Consider the following 19,444-nt stretch of genomic DNA (forward strand, 5'->3'; position numbering starts at 1 on the left):
ATGAAGGAAATCGTACAGGACCGAATTAACAAGATGGAGGATCTACAGCAACGTCGTATGTTGAAGAACATGATGACAAGTGTATTTCTCAATCTTGTAGAGTATCAGGATGATTTGAATCGGAAGTTGGAACGTCGGGTATTCGATGAGATCGAGGGAAATGAGGGCAATCATGACGTATTTACGGCATTATGCCCAAGGGAAGAGTTGGACCCGATTCATGAATTTCTATACCCTATGATTCCCCAAGATACGGAAGCGACAGTGATTGATATGAAGTGTATCGTCGACGCATTGAGTCAGAAGGAAGAGGTATTACTAACCACGGTATTTCTAGAGTGCAATTATTCGATCATTAAGCAATTGCTGAACAGTGACAGGAAATTCAAGGGGGAGTTGGTCACCTCCAAGGGACGATATAACGTTCAAGTTCGACTGAAACAGAACAGGGTTTATCAGGATGAAATTGAGAAACTATACCATGTGTTTATAACCAACGGTCTTCCGTGGAGAACGGTCAATCATCCCTACATCCATAAGTTCGTTGATGTCATGCTGACAGCATGCGATGGGGAACTGGCAGAAACGGAAGAAATCTCGGAAGTCACAGTTCATTTAGAAGAATACGAATCATTCAAACGAATGAATCTTATCCCGCTGTGGAACATTCAGAAGCTTGAGCTGAAGACAGGTGGATTTCCTATTCCAGCCGAAGACCGTGTGAATTATGAACATGTGCTACCGCTGCGTAAAACCGGGATCAGACATGGTTATCTCGTAGATGGGGACGAAGAAGATATCCGTTATATCAAGCGTACACAAGATGAGATTACGATCGTATCCCCGCGTGATAAATCAGATATATGGCATTTACTTCAGCTAGCAGAACCCGTAGAAACGGTGATCGGTAAGCTCTATTATGACGTAATATCGAACCGTAGGGTCGATGGATTTATCGGCAAATACAGACATAAGCAGGATCAAAGGGTGCGCTCAAAGGGCGAGATTATTCGTATGATTCAATCTTTTGAACAATCCAAGATATTAGAACTGGTCGATCATGAGATCGATGAGTCTGGCGTGGATCATTCCGTTACGTATGAATTGAATCCCTTTGTTAACGATCATGTGCGGTCAGAGCAAGGGAAGGCGCGATTACTACTTCGATTTCGGAGCCGAGAGGTTCGGGGGAATAGTCAGTTTATATCGGAGGATCTAATGAGCTTTCTCGTATCTGAGATTCAGTTAGCGTTCCCTGAATATAAGTGCGAAGGAGAATGGGCTTGAATTATATCTGGGATCTCATCATTCGTGGACAGGAATTAGGAATAGCTAAGAAGGACATCCATTTCCTACCCGCCAAGGTATATTCACCTTATATGGAGCTTAGTCAAGAGGACTTGAACGCCATGACGGTTGAACGCGACGTTGAGGTGAATCCGTACTATCGATTCTACGATATTTTTAATGGTATGTTCGATATTAACAATACGGAAGATATAGAACTACGCAGTACGCTGTTTGATATATTGATTCATTTCTTAGCAGATATTGATTTGATGCAGGGGATGAATAAGAGAGAGTATTATATCCGATTTGTACTGAAAGATATCCGAGATGGACTGCTAGGGAAACTTGTGCAAGAGCATATTTCATTGTTCGACCGTGAGGAACAAGAGACCATCGCAGCCAATGTACTACGACTGTATGACACCGGAGAGGCACTCCATTTGTTGAGATGCATGGTGAGTCGGATATTCCAATATTCGACGATATATGCGAACAGTGAGGAGAAGGATGAACTGCTGTTATACATCGGGCAGAGGGAGAATGAAACAGCCGTTAAGAAGCTTCAATTGATTATGGAGCTGTTTCTTCCCATTCGGTATCGTGCCGAGGTGTATTGGAGCGATCATTTCGGCATTATCGATGAGGATTCTACGATGATACAAGATCATATCGCACTCTATTAATCATCAGGTTGGTATGGGTCGAAAGAATGACGGATGACTTCACAGATAAACAGTGAGGAGGAGATGGCATGAAGGGTTATTCCTACAAATTGCATAATGATCTCACAACGCAATCCTCTGGACGTGGTGCTGCTAAGTATACCCGCGATGAGCTTATGGAGATGACCACATTTCAGTTGCGGAATATTTGCTATAAACAAAGATTGGTTGAAGGATTGGGCAATAACTTGGACCGTGAAGGGCTAATCCGCATCATTATGAAATATTTGAGTGCCGAAGAGCGCTTGTTCATTGGGCCAATCTGTGAGGATGGCTTTGATAGAGTTCAAAGTACGATCCGCAAGTATATGAAGATTCCTTTACAAGGCGACGGAGGGATTCGCGTACCTGCAAGACTGATTCTTTACTCAGGTATGGCTATGGATAAGTCAGATGGTTATCGCGTAACATCTACAGCCCCGTTAACGGAATCCAATGTGCTATTGGTGAATGACCGGATGGAGTTGTGCGGCATTCTGAATCTGCAACAAGATGATGGGAAGCAGGGACAATATTACCTGTCAACTGATCGTGAGACACAGTGGATGCTTACATCGAATCGCCATTACAGCTTGTTATTCTTGCGTAAGCGAGAGTCGGAATATATCTACAACACCTATTATCAGGTACATGACCAACCTCCAGCTAATATCCAATATTACAAAATACCACTCGCAGAGCTCGAAATAAGAGAACTAGAAGAGACCGACGCTGTGCTCGCTATAGATTTCGGTACGTCTAATACGACGGCTGGGGCCTTTCTATATAACGGCTATGCGGCATCACCAAGTAGTCTAGATCTACTAAATGGACAAATTCAAATGGATACCATTAACTATGTTAAGTTCCCAGACACCACGTATAAGAATACGGAATGGATCGAAGCGTTGCCCTCAGTCGTGAGTGTGACGGACTGCGCTGACCCTACGAATATTCATTATAACTTCGGTTATCAGGCGCTTCGAAGTATGCGCCATAGTAGTTATAGTAGCCGGGCCAGTGTATTTCACGGGATGAAACGATGGGTGAACAATTATACCAAGCTCGAAGAAGTCATGGATACACAGGGAAATATCGCTATGGTATCTAGAAGTGACATTCTTCGTGCTTATATCCGTTATGTGGTGACTCGAGCGGAACATCAGTTCAAATGTAAGTTCAGACATTTGCATCTATCTAGTCCCGTGAAGATGAAGACACAGTTTATCGATATGTTCACTCAAATTCTACCTGATTACAAGATTGAGGAAGATAATGCGCTTGATGAAGGGATGGCCGTTCTCTATAACACCATTGCCGACGGCATTGAGCGGGGCGTGTTCGAGGACGGAGAGGAATATAAGGCGTTAGTCATTGATTGCGGGGGAGGAACGACGGACTTATCCTCTTGTAACTTTCGCGTAGAAGACGGGCATATGTCTTACCGAATTGATATAAATACGACCTATGAGAATGGCGATACCAACTTTGGCGGTAATAACATTACGTACCGCATTATGCAATTCATGAAGATCGTCTTCGCCGACTATTACATGGGTCAACGTAATCTGAGCGATATCGACACCTTGATTGACATCCCTGGGAATGATCTATTCCGAGAGGTCGATGAGCAGGGTGTTGAGCAAATATATAGTGAATTAGAACGAAGGTACCGTGAGGCGGAGCATGTTATCCCAACGGCATTTACCTTATATGAGAATCGTTCACGTGATGAGTATTTACGTGTACGTGGTAACTTTCATTTCTTATGGGAAATTGCAGAACAAATGAAAGAACAGTTCTTTCGCAGAACCGGAATATTGCGTAATCGATTTCACTCGGAGAACGATCCGCTTGAACAGAGCGACTTACAGATAACGACCATGGATCGTTGGTTCTTATCGGTGTCTCGCAATGGCGAGATGAAGGATGAATATGAATTTCCTGACGTCGTGTTCAACATTAAGGAAATCACCCAATTAATTAAAGCAGATATATACGATGTTGTTCGTAAATTCTTGGATGATTTCTATCGTGAAGGTCGTATCAGCGACTATTCGATTATTAAGCTTACAGGTCAGTCTTGTCGCATCGACGTGTTCCGCGAAGCACTTAAAGAATTCGTCCCAGGGCGGAGCATTGAGTTCAAACAGAAGCCAGTGGAAGGTAGGGTGCCTGATCTTAAACTATCTTGTGTACGCGGCGCAATTCGGTATTTAAATGCACGTAAATTCGGTAGCATTGAAGTAAATATTTCGAATTACTCGGCTGTTATTCCATACACGGTCAGCGCACATACCCATAATAACCAAGAGAAAGAATTGATTAGTAGCTTGGAACGTAGTAACCGAGTGCTGGGTTCCATCTCACGTCCTTTCGATACGGCGGAAATCGAATTCTTCCTTCATGGAAATGATGGTGGGCTTCGTCAGAGTTACTTATATGTGAATAAAGTGAAAGATTATCGTCCTGTTACGCATGAGGAGGTCGATAAGACATACCCTGATAAAATCCCACAGGATGACACGGACTCTATCGTCAATGGAGAGACCAAGTGGTTCGTGTTCGCAGATGACAATCATTGGGGGTTCCACGTACTTCCTATCGCACGGAGGAAGGACGGATTACATCTGGGAAGGAAACAAATATTTGCATTTGAGAGTGATCTGTCTGAACTCGATTTCTTCGACGGATTGAAGTAAAGGTCCCCAAGGGGCAGAGGAGGAGCGCATTGTTTACGCATCTGTATCCCCAGTTCAATAAAGGTAGAATTCTGAAGACAGAAATGTTGACGAACTTGCGAGATTTCCCTCGTGAATTCGTAGATATCCACTATGCGGATTATTCCGATGGTATTGTGACAGGTGCTAATCTCGAAGTTGGATCTAAGCAGTTGATTATTTCACCGGGTATCGTACGGCATGAGGGTAGGCTCTATATCTTGAATCAATCTACGACGATTGATTACTTGGCAACAGGTAAGGAGTTAGTAGTCAAGATTCGCTTCCTCGAAGCGGAGAAAGATATTGATCGGACGGTGTACGCTAGCGAGATTGTGCTAGATGAACACATCGATTGTAGCTCTTCAGAGCTAGAGCTTGGTCGTTTCAAGTTGAAAGAAGGAGCAAGGCTCCGTCAGGATTACCAGAACTTCGCGGATTTCACGACTGAATACAACACCTTAAATGTATTACATACCTCATATGCTGCACATGGAGAGAGTACAGTAACGCCTATGGTTATGCGTTATTTCGCAGATCAGATGCTTCGTAGTGGCAGTGCGGACCCACGTGATCTCGTCTTCGCGATGATGTGCACGAATGAGGGAACCGTGTCACGCAGCCTTATTCTGCACTATATCTCAGGCCGTATGGGCATAGCCTACAAGGATTATACCAATGTGCAGATTCACAAGTACCTGGGTCGAATTCTAGATAACGTACGCAGCGGTGGTAAAGCTCGTAGCTTCTCCTCGGGTGGACCGCAGCGGGTGATTGTGGATTAGTGAGTTTTAACGAGAAGGAGGAAGTTAATTGATGGAGCGTGCAGATGAGAAAATATTAAAAATATTAAATGAAATGAAAGACAAAACGAGAGAGCCTTTAAGTATCACAGATGGGCCAATAAAAATTGGAGATCAATATTACGAATTTGAAGAAGCATCCTTTTTTAATCAACGATTATTTGTTCAATTGCCTAAAGATTTCATAGACATGGAAGAAAAGCATAAGAAAATCAAATATCCACATGAACAACGACCTGAAATTATAAAGACCGAGGGTACAGGGGCTATTAACTTCACATTTAGTCAACTAGATGAGGAACTAAGTGATTATTGGGTGAAGGAACTTACGAATGGTATGAGGGACGTAATCAAAAAAACAAATCCTTCAAATGTCTTTTATACCACCGAAGTAGAGAGTGTGAACGGTAAACAGATAGGATACTTTGAATTTAAAGGCTCTGCAATTGACGGTTTTATTTACAATATTATGTATTTCCTAGCCGTGGACGGAAAAACACTTATGGGAACATTTACTTGTCATTATAAAGATCAGCCTCAATGGAGAGATATAGCATTTCAAGTTATTCGATCCATCCAAACGGCTGAAATTCGTGAACAGGAGGTATTACCATGAGTGAGGTTATATATACCCTTTCCGATATATCTATGAAATCTAGCCCGTTCGATAAGATAACAGACTTGAGGTTGCACAGACAGGTTAATGAGCATGTAAAGTTATCCATTGGGGGAATTATTCCTGAAGATAAACTAGACCAGTATGTTGAACAGATAGATGAAAATGAGATCATTGAGGTTTTTGTTACACAAGATAAACGTGAGATTACCTTGTTTAAAGGGGTAATCACGAATATAGCAGTACAAGTGGATAGAAATGTACGAACGATGATAATCGAAGCAAGTAGTAAGACTTTCCTAATGGATATCAAAAAGGAAAATCGATCATTTCAAAATAGCCAACAGTCCTATTCAGATGTATTTTCTGTGATCACACAATCCTATCCACAGGCAGACGTAGTAGATGCATCCTCAAATGGAGCTTTAATTGGAGGGTTATTGGTTCAGTATAGAGAAACGAGTTGGGAATTCGCTAAGAGACTAGCTTCTCACTTTCATATGCCATTGCTCCCTATAAGTACTCTGGAAGGGATTAAATACTATGTTGGTCTACCAGAGTCGGGGCAACCTGTTGAACTCAATGAATATAATTATACGATCAAAAATAATATGAAAGAGTTTAAACAGATTACCGAGAATAGTGGTGGTCAGTTTGCTGGACAAAGCAACTTCAGTTTTGAAGTAACAAGCAACAGGGTGTTAGAGATCGGTTGTCCTGTGAAATTTCATGATCATGAATTATACGTATATCGTGCTGAGATAGCGATTGAGAAAGGAATACTCATAAATCATTATCAATTGCGGGATAGAGAAGGTTTTCACTGTCATATGCAATACAACAATGCCATTATAGGTAGCTCTTTATTCGGGAAAATCACAGATATAGCTAAGGATAAGGTCAAGTTACATCTTCAAATAGATGATAATCATTCAACATCTAAGGCCATGTGGTTTTCTTATTCAACAGTGTACTCGTCACCAGATGGAAGCGGTTGGTATTGTATGCCTGAGATAGGTGATGAAGTGCGTCTTTATTTTCCAGATGCTCAAGAAAAGAATGCCTTTGCGGCAAGTTCGGTAGACTTAGATTCTTCGGATACAACCAAGAGAAGTGATCCAGCGGTGAAAAGTATTAGTACCAAGTATGGTAAACAAATCGTGTTTCAGCCTGGAGCTGTTGAGATCATTGGCAATGGACAGACGTTATTACGACTTACGGACGATGGTGGAATAGAGATTAAGAGTGACAAGAAAATCGTGATTACGGCTGTAGATGATATAGAAATTACAGGGGGAGCCAAGGTTCTTATTCAGGGAGATGAAGGCGTAGATCTTAAGCAGGCGGATACTATGTTAACGATTCAAGATGAAGTTGCGTTGACTGGATCTAAGGTGAACATTCGATGATCTACATGGATAAAGACGCTGCTCTATCCGATTTTCTGGAGAAACACGTATTTAATCAGTGGATCAATGATGTCATTCTCATAGACGATGCCTACAAAGAACGTCAAGAACAGATTGACCGAAGCCTGTGTGATGCATTCAATGATTTATTTGTGAAGGCAAGCACGTTACACGAACAAGGTGATAAAGGGAAAATCCGTTATATCTATTGTTCCTATTTACGTACAAGTGTGATGGAGAATAAAGTCGTGTATAGATTAGATGCTTATGACTCTAATTGGTATCTGGACCCAATAGAGTGCAGCATAACATGGAATCCATCTTTTATGTTCGATCCTCTTTTTAAGCGTATGGAACTACTTGAAGATGAGAAGAAGCTGTATGCAAGGAAAATTACTTCGATGGATATTGATGAAGTGAAGCAGATGGAAGGCTACAAATGTCACTTGTTAACTAAAGAGTTTATCAAAGATAAAATATCATCTGTAATGAATGAATGTCATTTCAAACAAATGGCCGATGATTCAGGATTGACGGTGGCGGTTGGGGAATATCGAGATGAAAGTGAAATTGTCTTTGAATACAATGGTCAAGGTGGGGATTGTGAATAATGGATTACTTCGTATTGAGGCAGGATGAGCGTTATACCAATATCCCAATGATTGAACAACTTAGAACTCAAATTGAGACCAGAAATATTCATCTGACAGATGCACATAAGATCCCTGATACATCTATTTTTTACGTTAAAGCAGATCAAGATACAAGCTATTTAGATCTTCTGGATCGACAGTTAGTACTGATATCAAGAAGTATGAAGCAACTGATAGACTTGTATCAGCCGGAATACCTAACTAAAGTAGTCGTTTTTATGGATAAGGTAATGCAGAAGCAATCAGAATATTATTTGCCTATCTTTAAGGAAATTAGTTGTTTGAGTCCAAATACGCAATTTCATAATGATCATACAACGATTAGAAAGTTGGTTCTACAAGAAAGCCAGATTCAGAATCACCCCATATTTCAAATTAAAGAGAGCGAAAAGCCATTGATTGTCATTCGATTAGATGTTGCGGAAAGTATACTTCGTCGTGGGTTTACAGGGATCTTGTTAGATAGGGTTCCTATTGAATAGAAAGGAGAGGGATTCTATGTCAGATCAACCTGCTTATGTAGTGAGAGGAGCAACGATGTATTGTCACTTTGGAACTCATCGTCGGCGCATTAATCTTCCTGAAAGTCACGGTACTTATGTCAATGAAAAACCAATGATGAACGTGGATGACTGTAAACCTGACAATATACCTTATTTCGGTATATGTATAAGCCCGAATAATACGAGTAGCGAAGTAATATATCTTATCGCAGAAGATGGAACGACGATCAGTGGTAAACCATGCCTTCCAGTCCCATTCGGGAATTGGCGGAATGGTAAAGAAGGAACATTGGTGGAGGGGAAAGCAGCACTGACTACACAATCAACACTTGTGTGTAGCTTAAGTTGTGAGAAAGAAATCGCTTTCCTCAAAGATGGACAGCATGATGAGTAGTCAAATGGGAGGTTATGAACATGATTACTTACGATAGTGTAGTTATTAAAGCGCCATATTCTATTCAAAAGATAATCAGTTTGGACATCACCGTTAGGCCTGGTGAACATGCTAGAGCGACCATTAAAGGTATCGTGGATGATTCATTTCAGATTCAATCAACGACCGGAGCAATGTGGGAAGATGAACTAGTCCTGTCTGACAAGATTAATGACGAGCAAGTAATCATCTTTAAAGGCTTAATTTCCTCCGTGAAAAATACGCATGTGAATGGTGTCTATTATGTTGAGATTGAAAGCTTATCTGGCAGTATCCAATTAGATATTCAGAAAAGAAAACGATCTTTTCAGGATATCTCGATGACCTATGATACGCTACTAAAGAACATCATGAAAGAACATCCCGGAGCAGATATTTCGTGTAACATCGGAGAAGGGCTTCCTATAGGAGAGCCGATTATTCAATATGAAGAGACCGATTGGGAATTAATCAATCGGCTTGCAAGTCATTTTCAACAATTCGTTACATCCGATTTACAGTATGCCACGCCGAAACTATATTTTGGTACACCTCCGGGTAGACAACTACAGATTTCAGATGATATTTCTTATACAGCAGGAAAAGATTTAGTTGCTTATCATCAAGCGGGTGGTGGAGAGTCAGGACTGCATAATACGGATTTCTTTTATTATGATATGACGAGTGATCAGCATTATCAGATTGGTGACATCGTGGAATTCAGAGATAAAGAACTGGTCGTTAGCCAGAAGACGATACGGTTAGAGGAGATACAGCTGGCATACAACTACCGCTTGTCTCGAAAAAAAGGGATACAACGAAGACTCATACATAATGATAGACTTTCTGGCGTATCACTTGAAGGTGAAGTACTTGACGTCAAAGGAGAGCAAGTCAAGCTACACCTTACCATAGATAAGGATCAATCCAAGGAGAAGGCTCACTGGTTCACATTTGCTCCACCCACGGGGAATGCCATGTACTGTATGCCTCAAATCGGAACGAGCGCAACATTGTATTTGCCAGATGCCGATGGGAAAGGGGCTATCATCACGGGGTGTATACGAAAGAATGGTGGAGAGTGTGAGAAATCGGGCGATCCTAATATTAGGTATTTCGGTACAGAGCATGGGAGTGAGGCTAAATTATCCCCGACCGGAATAGATATTGTGAGTGGCTCGAAGGAACCTTTAAAGCTAACCCTAGAAGACGATAATGGTATTACATTAACAAGCCACAAGAAACTGTTATTACAAGCGGATAGTGAAATCATTATACAGAGTGAAAAGCGAGTAGTGATCCAAGCAGAAAGCCAGATTATGATTGTAAAAACTGGACAGACCAGCGGGATAGCGATTGAGAATGAGTACCATATTCTAGGGAATCAGGTCATTGCTGATGGGTCGGATAGAACAAGCTATCCAATCTACGATGATGCACCACAGATAGGGACGCCACCGCCACCGCCGCCACCAGAACCGAAACCACCGTTTAGTTGGGGGAAGCTTGTCGGAAGGGTACTTGCAGGAATTGCGGTAGTTGCGGCAGTTGTAATTGTTGCCGTTGTTGTCGTAGCGACACTGGGTGCAGGAGCAGTGGTTATAGGAGCCGTAGCAGCAGGGGCAGCGATAGCCGGAACAGCGGCCGTCGTCAGTCAGGCCGCGTCCGATATTGCCCGAGGGGAAGTAAGCGGCTACGGTGCGTATGGATGGGCGGCCTTACGAGAGTCGACCATAGGAGCAATATCTGGAGCTATATTCGGTCCATTCGGAGCAGGAGCAGTTATTGGTGGGAAAATGACCTTCGGAGCAGTGGTTAATGGATTTGAGAGTGTGATAAGGCAGACGATGGAAGGAGAAGGCTTCAGTCTGGAAACCCTTATGAACGATGCTGCCATAGGAGCCTTAACAGCAGGAATACTTGATTCAAGAATCGTTAAAGGAATCGGTGGAGCAGTAGTAAAGAAAATCAGTAGCGTAGCTCCATGGATACAAAAGGGAATAGGCGCTGTAGGGCAACAATTTAGTAAGAAAGTAGATGATCTATCTAAATTCGGCAATAAGATGGGTCAGAAATATATGAAGGAAGCCCGAGAATTGCTTGATGATGTTGCAACGTCGATTAAACAAGCAGGGAACAAACTGGCTGGACCTGTACCAGTGGGACCGAGTACAAATGTGTGGAAAAGCTCCGATCTAACGCCATCAGGCCAGCAACAGAAATTCTGGAGTGAGATGGAACAAGGCAAGAAGGAATTGGCTGAGCAGATGTCGAAGAATGCTGATGAGGCGATTAAATCTAAGGGGACTAGCACTCGAGGTGGTTATGGGAGTGATGGTCAGGATGTTCCATATTTAGCTGATTTTCATAATGGAGCGGATGAGGGAATTATCAGAGGCTTGGATGATCCGACATTTTATTCTGTTAAAAATGAAGCGGGAGGAAATATTTTTGTTTCAACAGATAAGATTAAACAGAAACATTTTGAAAATATAGTAAATAATGCTGAGGGTAATGTAAATATTTTAACTGGGGCTCATGGGACTGTAGATGGTGCTCTAATACCAGAGAAGACATTTTTTGATTCTGATTTAGGAACGTGGGGAAATAAGAATAATGTAAATATATTAGATATAAATGAGTTGTCAAGAGATCAAATTAGTCAAATAGTTAATGGAAAGGGAATTACAATTTGTGGATGGTGTTATAGTGAACGATCCCAGGATATATTAAAAGCAATGAATTTAATAAAGTAGTAAGAGTGAGAGTGATGAAATGGAGGGTTTTAATGAACTACTTTAAGGACTTAACATATTATTCACTACAACATTTTGAGAATTCTAAAAATGTGGGGTGGATAAATAAAAAGGCTGATTTTTATAAAGGAAATGTTTCTGAAGAATTCATAAAAAAACTATGGGAATATATAAAGTATCCACTTAATATGGTAAGAGATACAAATGATTCGATTGTTATGACATATAATAATGAAAAAGTAACTTTAGGTTTTTCAGAGATAAGAGTATTGGGCGAAGATTGTGTAAAAAGATTTGCTGCACCTGATTTGATTTTTCAGTATGTCATGGAATATAACTACTGCCCTCCAAAAGAATTTATAGATGCTGTTCTTAGTGGGCCAAAGCCTAATTCGTTAGAATACAAAAACTATATGTCGAAATTTAACGAGGATAGTCTATGGGGAGAAGATATTGGAATTGTAGAATTATCTGAGAAGCTTAGAAAAAGTATTTTAAATTATAATAATGAATTCGTAAAAGAAGTTATCCAAGAAGATTTAAAGTGGATAAATATCCTAACTAAAGAAGGATCATTACTTAATGTTTCAATTTTAAATAAAAACATTGATTTAGCCAAACAATTAATATCGCGGGAGATAGATATTAATAAATTCAGTGGAATTGAGTTGATTAATGCCTTACTAAATGATGAAAATGAATTAATAGAATTACTACTTTCAAAAAATATAATGTTCAATTTAAGTTCGCCTAAAATGAACCCTCTTTTTATAGCAACGAGAAAAGGGAATTTTAAAGCTGTAGAAATGTTGCTAGACAATGGAGTAGATGCAACATTAGAATATTCAAACGAATTCATGAGGAATTTTAGTGTAATTGAATTAGCCAGAAAAATGAATCAAAATGAAATAGTAACACTATTAAACGCACAGAAGCAAACAAGATATAATTAATTGGACTGACTGTCAAATTTGAATTTTTTAATAAACTACATGAGTAAAAGATGTAAGAGAACCTCGGTAAATAATGCTGAGGTTTTATTACATATCAGAAGAGTGAGTCAAATTATTTGTGTAAACTTAGTTAGTAGACGTCGGGAAAATTATAATTAGGATGCATCATAAACAGAACAATCGCACAATACAACCAACAAATCCTTACACTTATAAATTTACTAAACACTTTGAAAAACTTAGAAGACTTATTCCACTTGAACTATGAGTATGAACAAGTCTTTTTTGCATGCCATCAATGGAAGTGGCTATAAGACAGAAATTGAGATGATTGGAATAAACGATTCTGAGTGTTTAATAGACAGAGAATCAGAATAATGAAAAGGAGATGTTAAATTGGTACAATCCGATTATCTAATGCCTAGTATTTGGTATGGAGAAAAAAACTCTAGTGGCGATATTAGTTTGTTGAAAGAATCTATTACAAAATTAACCACTGAAAAAGAGTGTGTCATATTAATAAATGATTTATTAAAACTAGGTGATTTTACAGCTAAAAGTTTACTGATTCAATTGTTGAATACCGCTACGGATGAAAATGTTATGAATTTATGTATAAGATTATTTTGTTCGGTTGCGTCACATCAAGATCTATTAAACAATGAAAATTTATTGTTTCTTTCCAATGTGTCTGAAGATAATGCGGACACATTTGCATCATGCGCTCTATATACTTTATCATATGATGTAATTCCATATTTATTAGCAATGCTAGAAGAATGGGAGGATACTAATGTAGAAGAAACAATTAGGAATACCTTGGATATTATGCTTAACTATTCCGATACATTAGATGAAAAGGCACCAGTTGACGAAATTGGAAACCTATATCTTGATTATATAAAAGGAATTAACAATGGTAAGTATTATTATTATATGGAACCCGTGTTTCCAGGAGAGTTAGCTAAGAAACTAGTTGAGAAAGCAGTAATATCATTGAAAAATAAGGATATGATAAAAACTAATGTAATTCCCTCTTTGTTATCAGTTTGGAGTGGAATTAAAAGCCCTGTTGAGTACAATACAATTGTTACAGATGAGAAATTCAAAGATGTCCTCAATTATATTGATGTACTTTCAAAAATGGACTGGGAAAAAGGTATGAAATATTTTTATGGATATTCAATAAATGAATAATCGAGTCTATAAGATTTTATGATTAATATATTTATATTTGTGAAGTATAGGGGCTTTCCTCAAGGTATAAAAACCAAGGGAAAGCCCCTTTTTTAGGACTGGTAAAGGTATTCCGACTAACGCCAGGAACTATTTGTTCCAAAAATATTGCATAACTTTCATCACGTTCAACACCAAACTTTTCCTTCATAAATTTATTCGAAGGCATATGGGGTGACATGTAAGGTTATCACCAGATACATTGGGCAAGTGAACGCTCACCTATGGTTTGAATCTAAAATCAAGAGCGGAAGACGATATATTATATATGTCTTTATCTCCAAGGGATGCTTTGGCGATTGACATAAATGATTTAAGGAGAATCCTGAAAGAGGACGATCTTTACAATAAGGAAACTAGGAAGAAAATAAAAGAATATATAGACTATTATAAAAAATACAAGGTGGACGCCAAAGAGGCATTTAAAAAACCACCGAAATAATGAGAATAGTCGTAAGGGAGGTTTTAATATGTCATTTGAGCAACAAATTAATACTTTATATCAAATGCGGTTTTTAAATAATGAAGGTGATGACATTGATGTATTTACAAGCTTGCTTAACGAATTAGCATATAACGGAGGTAATGAAGTTATCAAGCATTTATGTACTATTTTCGAGGATGATATTGAAGAGCCTTCGGCCGCTGACGACATAATCGAGACTATTTTTTACATTGCAAATCGGAATGGCTTAGATCAGGGAATGTATGTTTTATCGCAAGGCATAGTGAACATGTTGCCTCAGGCGAAAGGGTGGGCTAAAACGCTTCTTAAAACGTTGTTGAATGGAGAGAAATTAATAAGTCCATTTACTGATGCTTTGAAGAAAGTTGATAATGAAACAAAGCAAGTTATTACCAATATTTTAATTGATATCAAAAAGGGCTCTTCTAAAAATAATGAAACGATAGATAAGATTTTAGATCAAGTAATTTAACTGAAGAATCGATACAGAAAAAAGTTGGCGGGTGGAACTATGGAAACTTTTCCGAAGATTATATTAGGGATTCCTGGGGTATGGAAGGATAGGAATGCTTTTAAAGAAGCGATGGTCAGAAATGGTAATGGTTATATATATGGGGAACCATATCGGATGCTTAGAAAAACCAGACCATTTCTACGAAGTAGATATAAGTGATCATAATCCCTATATCGTAGAGGCTATCGAAATTGGTGGGCATGGCTTGTTCGGTAAAGAAGATATAGAACAGCTTAAAACACATAGCAGTATCATTTACCTTATAGGAGAGGGGGGGACGTTCGATAAGGTACTGAACGTTATGGAAGTTGCGAGAGCTATTCTTAATGCTGGTGGCATTGCGGTAAATGTTGAATCTTCTGGAAGGGCGCGTACGAAGAAAGATTGGCTTGAAATCACTAATAGCAAGGACATTACGAGGGTGTTTTCAGCGTTTACTCAGATGTTACAGGAAAAAGATGCTTTTTATATTACGGGTATGCATTGTTTTGGGTTGCGTGATGTAATCACTTCTTCAGAAGGCATAACATCAAGTGAAGTTGCTACCCTTTTCAGGGTGTTTTGTTTATATAACCTTGATGAAAAAACAAAGATCAATGATGGAGAAACTTTTAGTCTAGATCCAAGTTCCCCAATTTATTTAATAGAACAAGAGAAGTGTACAATGTTTGAGGAAGATGACCCATATTTTAATCCATATGGAGTATGGAATATGATACGTCATCACCATCCCAAAAGGTAAAATAACTAATTATCCCCGGAGAATTACTATTCTTCGGGGATAATTAGCTAGCCGAATATTTTATATGAAGAAACAGATTGGGAATTAATCAATCGTCGTGCAAGTCATTTCTTGACCGAGGTATCACTTAAACCAAGGTACCATATTAAGTGACTTTTTTGGGGTATACACGCGTCACGCCAGGTTTCCATTTGCTCGACAAACAGACCCTTCGTTCGATAGTACTCAGGGAACTCGATTTCACTTAATGCAGATGTCTCTACACAATGGCAAACTTATCTCGGGTACGTTATTTCTTAGATTAGTCTTCGCTATCAGGAATAATAAATCGATTCACTCGGGCTTCCTTTTGTAACTTATACAGGGTGCCTTCTGGTAGTCTATTGTCCTACACCTAATTCTCTCTTTTTAATTGAATTAAAATATAGATTACAAATCAATAAACCAAGGCTTATTCCACTTAAAATATGAGTAGGAGTAAGTCTTTTTTTGCATGAGGAAAACTAATTAAGAAAGAACATGGATATGAGGCACGAGTAGTACTTTGCTCAGAACAATGGATTATGCAGATGGTAAAGTTGGAAGCAACAATGGACTTGATGGTCTATATGTTAAATATTCAGATGATGGTAAAGTTGCTGATATAATAATAAATGAGTCGAAATTCGGAAGTTCGAAACTCGGAAATACAAAAATGGGTAAGCAGATGAGTAGTTCCTGGATAGAAGGAAATCTGGAGAAGATGTAGAGGTCAAAAGACCCTGAGGTTGTGAAGGCTGCTGAGTTAATTGAGGAATTTATTCAAGATGGAGGACAGGTCAATAAAACTCTTAATAATTTAACAAAAGAAGGATTAAATATATGGAAGCGTATGGGGAAGTTTCCTTGATAGTATGTAAGTGTAATAGGAAACTGAAAACTGATATAAGGAGCTTATTGATATGGATGAATTTGGGAAGACGTATATTGATTATTTTTCAGAAATTTATGCTAGATTTATTGAAAAAACGGAAAAACGATTAGAGAATTATAGAATAAATGGCTTACCGAAGAATGTTGGTTTTTACTATAAGCTACTTCGTAATGGATTTATGGATATTGCAATTGGCGAAATCATCCTTAATAAGGATATAGTTAAATCAAAGCAATATTTCTATCTGGTTGCTAAAATGCAAGAAGTCATATTTCAAAAATACGACGATAAATTTGATATTTCGATGGATTATGTAAATACCAATAGTTATGGAACATTATTTATGGCATTAATAAGCGATAACAAAGATTTAATCAATTCTCTATCTGCACTCTTTGGTGGTAGAGATAAAGAAGAAGCAGATGATGATATCTTAGGAAAACTTGTAGGGTATTCTGTCAAGCATATTATATTAAAAGAGTTTGATGAAGCAGAGACATATGTTATAAAACTTCAAGAATTAAATCAGAAGAGTCGGATGCGTCTATATAAGGGTTATGGCATAGTGTTGGATGGAATAATAAAAAAGAATAAGGAATCTGTTCAAGAGGGTTTGGTATACATGTTGGAGTGCCATAGGAAATTAACAGATGATTATGGAGATACACCAGAGGAACTTTTAAGTATTCCTGCATTAGGTCTTGCTAAATTGGCTATGAATAATGGGATAGAGGTAGAAGTAGATCACATACTTGCGCCAAAGGTTATGTTGGAACAGCGGGATATTCAGTATCCTATTGTTGATTTTGTTGATTAATAATTAGGAGGATGTGAATGGGTAATTTAGCATTATTAAGATTGACAGAGAGACTAGCGCTGAATTCAAGTAAGATTGTCGAAGAGGTTAGATTTGCAATAGAGGAACCTGATAACTATTTCTTTAGATTTAAAGAAAAGTTTAAGGAAAGAGGCATGGAAAAACCTTCAGAGGAATTACCATGGATTGTGTTGCTTGATGCATTGATTGAAGCTGAATTAGCGTATGAAATAGATTGGAAAGAAAGTACTTTGGAAATTACTTATGCAATCGATGATTTATCTGATAGGAAAAAGATAGATTCATTAGATTGGGATTGGATTGAGAATATGTCAGACGCAATGCCAACAGGGGAAAAGCTACAGGCTATTGCGGATAGAATGTATGAACGATCTTTATCGCTTGCATATTTAGACATAGACAGCGACTCTTACATTTTAGTGGTAGTACCGAATATAGAAATTAGTGAACTAATAGATTTAGCTTTAAAAGCAGGTCATACAATTTCAAGTACTTTTATTTGAAGAATCGCCTCAAATAAGTCAGAAGATCTGTCAAATTTCTTGTGTAAATTGTTTTAAAAGAAAGGGGCTTACCGAGGTTTTGCATACTTCGGGATAGCTTCTTTTTAATTTCCCTACGTTTAAGATTACTACTTAGGGGACGGGTGAAGGTAGGTGGTAAGGCAACAAGTGGAGCTAACGATACTAATTCTTTAGTGGATGGCCCATATATAAAAGATGGGAAGCCTAAAGGGAGGCCTGCTCTATCAGGTATCAAAAAAACTTGATTTTGAAAATAATATAATAAATAAAGGGTTAGCAGGAGGGAGGCATGTGAAAGGTGTAGATTACGATGTATTAGGGTTCCCAATATTTAAAGGTGATAATGTTAAATTTTCACTTAAATTAGATGGAAGTCTGTTTAAGGGCGCAGATGATATGCAATTTAAAGAATGTACAAATGCGTTAAAGAAAGCACTTGATAAAGGTGAAATTTCTGAAGAGATATTTACTCCAAAACAGTTAGCGCAAATAAAAGCAGGAAAAGCAAGAATACAGGGATTAACTTGGCATCATCACCAGATTCCTGGAAAGATGCAGTTAGTCATATCCAAAGTTCATGAGGTAAATCATTTAGGTGGTAATAAATTATGGGGAGATGGGATTAGATGAGTAAGATAGTATGGCAATTTGCCGATGAACCTGTCAGTGAAGATTTTGTGAATAAAATTGGTGATGAGTTAGGATTTAATTTTCCGAGTGATTATATAAAGTGCGTTGCATTAAATAATGGTGCAAATGTAGAACCAGAGTTATTTAATGTAGAAAACCGAGAAAAAGTTTTTGGCACTCTATTGTCATTTGATGGGAGTAATGATGAGTATATAATATTTGTTTATAATGAATATAAAGGAACGTTACCAAAAGAACTAATTCCCATTGCGTTTGATCCAGCAGGAAACTTAATTTGTTTTGATTATAAAAATCATAAAGATGAACCGATTGTAGTTTTCTGGGAACATGAAAATGCAGGAGAAAAAGAAATGTTAATGAGAGATGAAGGAATAACAGCAGAAGAAGCTGAGGAGAAAGCACGCGAAAATGTATTTTATATAGCAGATAACTTTTCTGAATTTCTTGATAAATTACACGATTGAAAAATAGTAATAGAACCTCGGGGAATAATGCCGAGGTTCTATTACATATGAACAAGTATATTAAATACTCTTTGAGCCAAGAGAGCAATTGTGGACAAACTTAACTGCTAGATGTGAGTTAGCCCTGGGTACAAAAAATAGCTATAGTATTAATGATTTTTTTAGAAATGTATTTAAAATAAAGGGTATTCATATTATTAATGGTAAAAAAGAACTATTGACCAGTTGGTAGGGTTAGAACTTAGAAGATTTACTGCACTCGAAATGAGTAGTAGTAAAT

21 protein-coding genes are annotated in these 19,444 nt (G+C 38.3%); 20 read left to right on the top strand and 1 reads right to left on the bottom strand.

Translation table 11 applies throughout. From position 1 onward, the window contains the following. The 12 genes from PGLA_RS04370 to imm47 all read left to right on the top strand — a co-directional run bounded on the left by PGLA_RS04370 (window position 1) and on the right by imm47 (window position 14,013). Window positions 1-1,287, top strand: a complete 1,287-nt coding sequence (locus tag PGLA_RS04370; protein WP_068529244.1) for a normocyte-binding protein — start codon at window positions 1-3, stop codon at window positions 1,285-1,287. Further along, window positions 1,278-1,973: an iron-dependent peroxidase gene (locus PGLA_RS04375; RefSeq protein ID WP_068529247.1), complete on the top strand. Its 696-nt coding sequence runs from the start codon at window positions 1,278-1,280 to the stop codon at window positions 1,971-1,973. Before PGLA_RS04370 ends, PGLA_RS04375 begins: the two co-directional genes overlap by 10 nt. Before the next feature lie 68 nt (window positions 1,974-2,041). Next, entirely contained in the window at window positions 2,042-4,693 is a 2,652-nt protein-coding gene (locus PGLA_RS04380; RefSeq protein ID WP_068529250.1) for an acetate and sugar kinases/Hsc70/actin family protein, read from the top strand. 29 nt (window positions 4,694-4,722) lie between these two features. Beyond that, a complete protein-coding gene (locus PGLA_RS04385) occupies window positions 4,723-5,496 on the top strand; it encodes a DNA and RNA helicase (protein ID WP_068529253.1) in 774 nt (257 codons plus the stop codon). Window positions 5,497-5,527: 31 nt separating this feature from the next. Beyond that, complete coding sequence (locus PGLA_RS04390; protein ID WP_068529256.1) at window positions 5,528-6,130, top strand: hypothetical protein; 603 nt, start codon at window positions 5,528-5,530, stop codon at window positions 6,128-6,130. Then, the gene (locus PGLA_RS04395; RefSeq protein ID WP_068529259.1) at window positions 6,127-7,539 is read left to right on the top strand and encodes a phage tail protein; all 1,413 of its coding nucleotides are present in this window, start codon (window positions 6,127-6,129) and stop codon (window positions 7,537-7,539) included. Before PGLA_RS04390 ends, PGLA_RS04395 begins: the two co-directional genes overlap by 4 nt. Beyond that, on the top strand, window positions 7,536-8,150 hold the full coding sequence (locus PGLA_RS04400) for a hypothetical protein (protein ID WP_068529262.1): 615 nt from the start codon (window positions 7,536-7,538) through the stop codon (window positions 8,148-8,150). The genes PGLA_RS04395 and PGLA_RS04400 overlap by 4 nt, the downstream gene beginning before the upstream one ends. Further along, window positions 8,150-8,674 carry a hypothetical protein gene (locus PGLA_RS04405; RefSeq protein ID WP_068529264.1) on the top strand — a complete coding sequence of 175 codons (525 nt, stop codon included), beginning with the start codon at window positions 8,150-8,152 and terminating at the stop codon, window positions 8,672-8,674. The genes PGLA_RS04400 and PGLA_RS04405 overlap by 1 nt, the downstream gene beginning before the upstream one ends. Before the next feature lie 16 nt (window positions 8,675-8,690). Continuing rightward, a complete protein-coding gene (locus tag PGLA_RS04410) occupies window positions 8,691-9,089 on the top strand; it encodes a DUF4280 domain-containing protein (RefSeq protein WP_068529267.1) in 399 nt (132 codons plus the stop codon). A gap of 20 nt (window positions 9,090-9,109) precedes the next feature. Beyond that, window positions 9,110-11,863, top strand: a complete 2,754-nt coding sequence (locus tag PGLA_RS04415; RefSeq protein WP_068529270.1) for a hypothetical protein — start codon at window positions 9,110-9,112, stop codon at window positions 11,861-11,863. A 32-nt stretch (window positions 11,864-11,895) separates the two neighbouring features. Next, on the top strand, window positions 11,896-12,816 hold the full coding sequence (locus PGLA_RS04420) for an ankyrin repeat domain-containing protein (protein WP_068529273.1): 921 nt from the start codon (window positions 11,896-11,898) through the stop codon (window positions 12,814-12,816). Between the two features lie 396 nt (window positions 12,817-13,212). Next, window positions 13,213-14,013 carry an Imm47 family immunity protein gene (gene imm47, locus PGLA_RS04425; RefSeq protein ID WP_068529275.1) on the top strand — a complete coding sequence of 267 codons (801 nt, stop codon included), beginning with the start codon at window positions 13,213-13,215 and terminating at the stop codon, window positions 14,011-14,013. Between the two features lie 31 nt (window positions 14,014-14,044). Here the strand turns inward: imm47 and PGLA_RS28480 are convergent, their stop codons facing one another. Beyond that, a complete protein-coding gene (locus PGLA_RS28480) occupies window positions 14,045-14,221 on the bottom strand; it encodes a hypothetical protein (RefSeq protein WP_211269498.1) in 177 nt (58 codons plus the stop codon). A gap of 60 nt (window positions 14,222-14,281) precedes the next feature. Between PGLA_RS28480 and PGLA_RS27845 the strand changes: the two genes are divergently transcribed. From PGLA_RS27845 to PGLA_RS04465, 8 genes are all read left to right on the top strand, one after another. Beyond that, the gene (locus PGLA_RS27845) at window positions 14,282-14,494 is read left to right on the top strand and encodes a hypothetical protein (RefSeq protein ID WP_161487839.1); all 213 of its coding nucleotides are present in this window, start codon (window positions 14,282-14,284) and stop codon (window positions 14,492-14,494) included. A 28-nt stretch (window positions 14,495-14,522) separates the two neighbouring features. Next, the gene (locus PGLA_RS04435) at window positions 14,523-14,990 is read left to right on the top strand and encodes an Imm30 family immunity protein (protein WP_068529281.1); all 468 of its coding nucleotides are present in this window, start codon (window positions 14,523-14,525) and stop codon (window positions 14,988-14,990) included. 139 nt (window positions 14,991-15,129) lie between these two features. Further along, on the top strand, window positions 15,130-15,774 hold the full coding sequence (locus tag PGLA_RS04440; RefSeq protein WP_245699700.1) for a DUF4261 domain-containing protein: 645 nt from the start codon (window positions 15,130-15,132) through the stop codon (window positions 15,772-15,774). 544 nt (window positions 15,775-16,318) lie between these two features. Next, entirely contained in the window at window positions 16,319-16,522 is a 204-nt protein-coding gene (locus tag PGLA_RS04445) for a hypothetical protein (protein ID WP_145939470.1), read from the top strand. Window positions 16,523-16,715: 193 nt separating this feature from the next. Continuing rightward, window positions 16,716-17,504, top strand: a complete 789-nt coding sequence (locus PGLA_RS04450) for an Imm49 family immunity protein (protein WP_068529287.1) — start codon at window positions 16,716-16,718, stop codon at window positions 17,502-17,504. 17 nt (window positions 17,505-17,521) lie between these two features. After that, window positions 17,522-18,028, top strand: a complete 507-nt coding sequence (locus PGLA_RS04455) for a DUF6630 family protein (protein ID WP_068529289.1) — start codon at window positions 17,522-17,524, stop codon at window positions 18,026-18,028. A gap of 312 nt (window positions 18,029-18,340) precedes the next feature. Then, window positions 18,341-18,679: an HNH endonuclease gene (locus PGLA_RS04460; protein WP_245699701.1), complete on the top strand. Its 339-nt coding sequence runs from the start codon at window positions 18,341-18,343 to the stop codon at window positions 18,677-18,679. Further along, window positions 18,676-19,164, top strand: coding sequence for an SMI1/KNR4 family protein (locus PGLA_RS04465; RefSeq protein ID WP_068529292.1), 489 nt, complete (start codon window positions 18,676-18,678; stop codon window positions 19,162-19,164). Before PGLA_RS04460 ends, PGLA_RS04465 begins: the two co-directional genes overlap by 4 nt. Window positions 19,165-19,444 lie beyond the last annotated feature (280 nt).

This window comes from Paenibacillus glacialis (genome assembly GCF_001637205.1).
Classification (GTDB): Bacteria; Bacillota; Bacilli; order Paenibacillales; family Paenibacillaceae; genus Paenibacillus_AQ; species Paenibacillus_AQ glacialis.

Bases quoted from the DNA above. Each gene is read 5' to 3' on its own strand.
- PGLA_RS04370 (WP_068529244.1), top strand. From the start codon at position 1: ATGAAGGAAATCGTACAGGACCGAATTAACAAGATGGAGGATCTACAG.
- PGLA_RS04420 (WP_068529273.1), top strand. From the start codon at position 11,896: ATGAACTACTTTAAGGACTTAACATATTATTCACTACAACATTTTGAG.
- PGLA_RS04455 (WP_068529289.1), top strand. From the start codon at position 17,522: ATGGGTAATTTAGCATTATTAAGATTGACAGAGAGACTAGCGCTGAAT.
- PGLA_RS04395 (WP_068529259.1), top strand. From the start codon at position 6,127: ATGAGTGAGGTTATATATACCCTTTCCGATATATCTATGAAATCTAGC.
- PGLA_RS04375 (WP_068529247.1), top strand. From the start codon at position 1,278: ATGGGCTTGAATTATATCTGGGATCTCATCATTCGTGGACAGGAATTA.
- PGLA_RS04435 (WP_068529281.1), top strand. From the start codon at position 14,523: ATGTCATTTGAGCAACAAATTAATACTTTATATCAAATGCGGTTTTTA.
- PGLA_RS04400 (WP_068529262.1), top strand. From the start codon at position 7,536: ATGATCTACATGGATAAAGACGCTGCTCTATCCGATTTTCTGGAGAAA.
- PGLA_RS04390 (WP_068529256.1), top strand. From the start codon at position 5,528: ATGGAGCGTGCAGATGAGAAAATATTAAAAATATTAAATGAAATGAAA.
- PGLA_RS04380 (WP_068529250.1), top strand. From the start codon at position 2,042: ATGAAGGGTTATTCCTACAAATTGCATAATGATCTCACAACGCAATCC.
- PGLA_RS04410 (WP_068529267.1), top strand. From the start codon at position 8,691: ATGTCAGATCAACCTGCTTATGTAGTGAGAGGAGCAACGATGTATTGT.
- PGLA_RS28480 (WP_211269498.1), bottom strand. From the start codon at position 14,221: ATGCCTTCGAATAAATTTATGAAGGAAAAGTTTGGTGTTGAACGTGAT.
- PGLA_RS04415 (WP_068529270.1), top strand. From the start codon at position 9,110: ATGATTACTTACGATAGTGTAGTTATTAAAGCGCCATATTCTATTCAA.
- PGLA_RS04440 (WP_245699700.1), top strand. From the start codon at position 15,130: ATGGGGAACCATATCGGATGCTTAGAAAAACCAGACCATTTCTACGAA.
- PGLA_RS04405 (WP_068529264.1), top strand. From the start codon at position 8,150: ATGGATTACTTCGTATTGAGGCAGGATGAGCGTTATACCAATATCCCA.
- PGLA_RS04465 (WP_068529292.1), top strand. From the start codon at position 18,676: ATGAGTAAGATAGTATGGCAATTTGCCGATGAACCTGTCAGTGAAGAT.
- PGLA_RS04450 (WP_068529287.1), top strand. From the start codon at position 16,716: ATGGATGAATTTGGGAAGACGTATATTGATTATTTTTCAGAAATTTAT.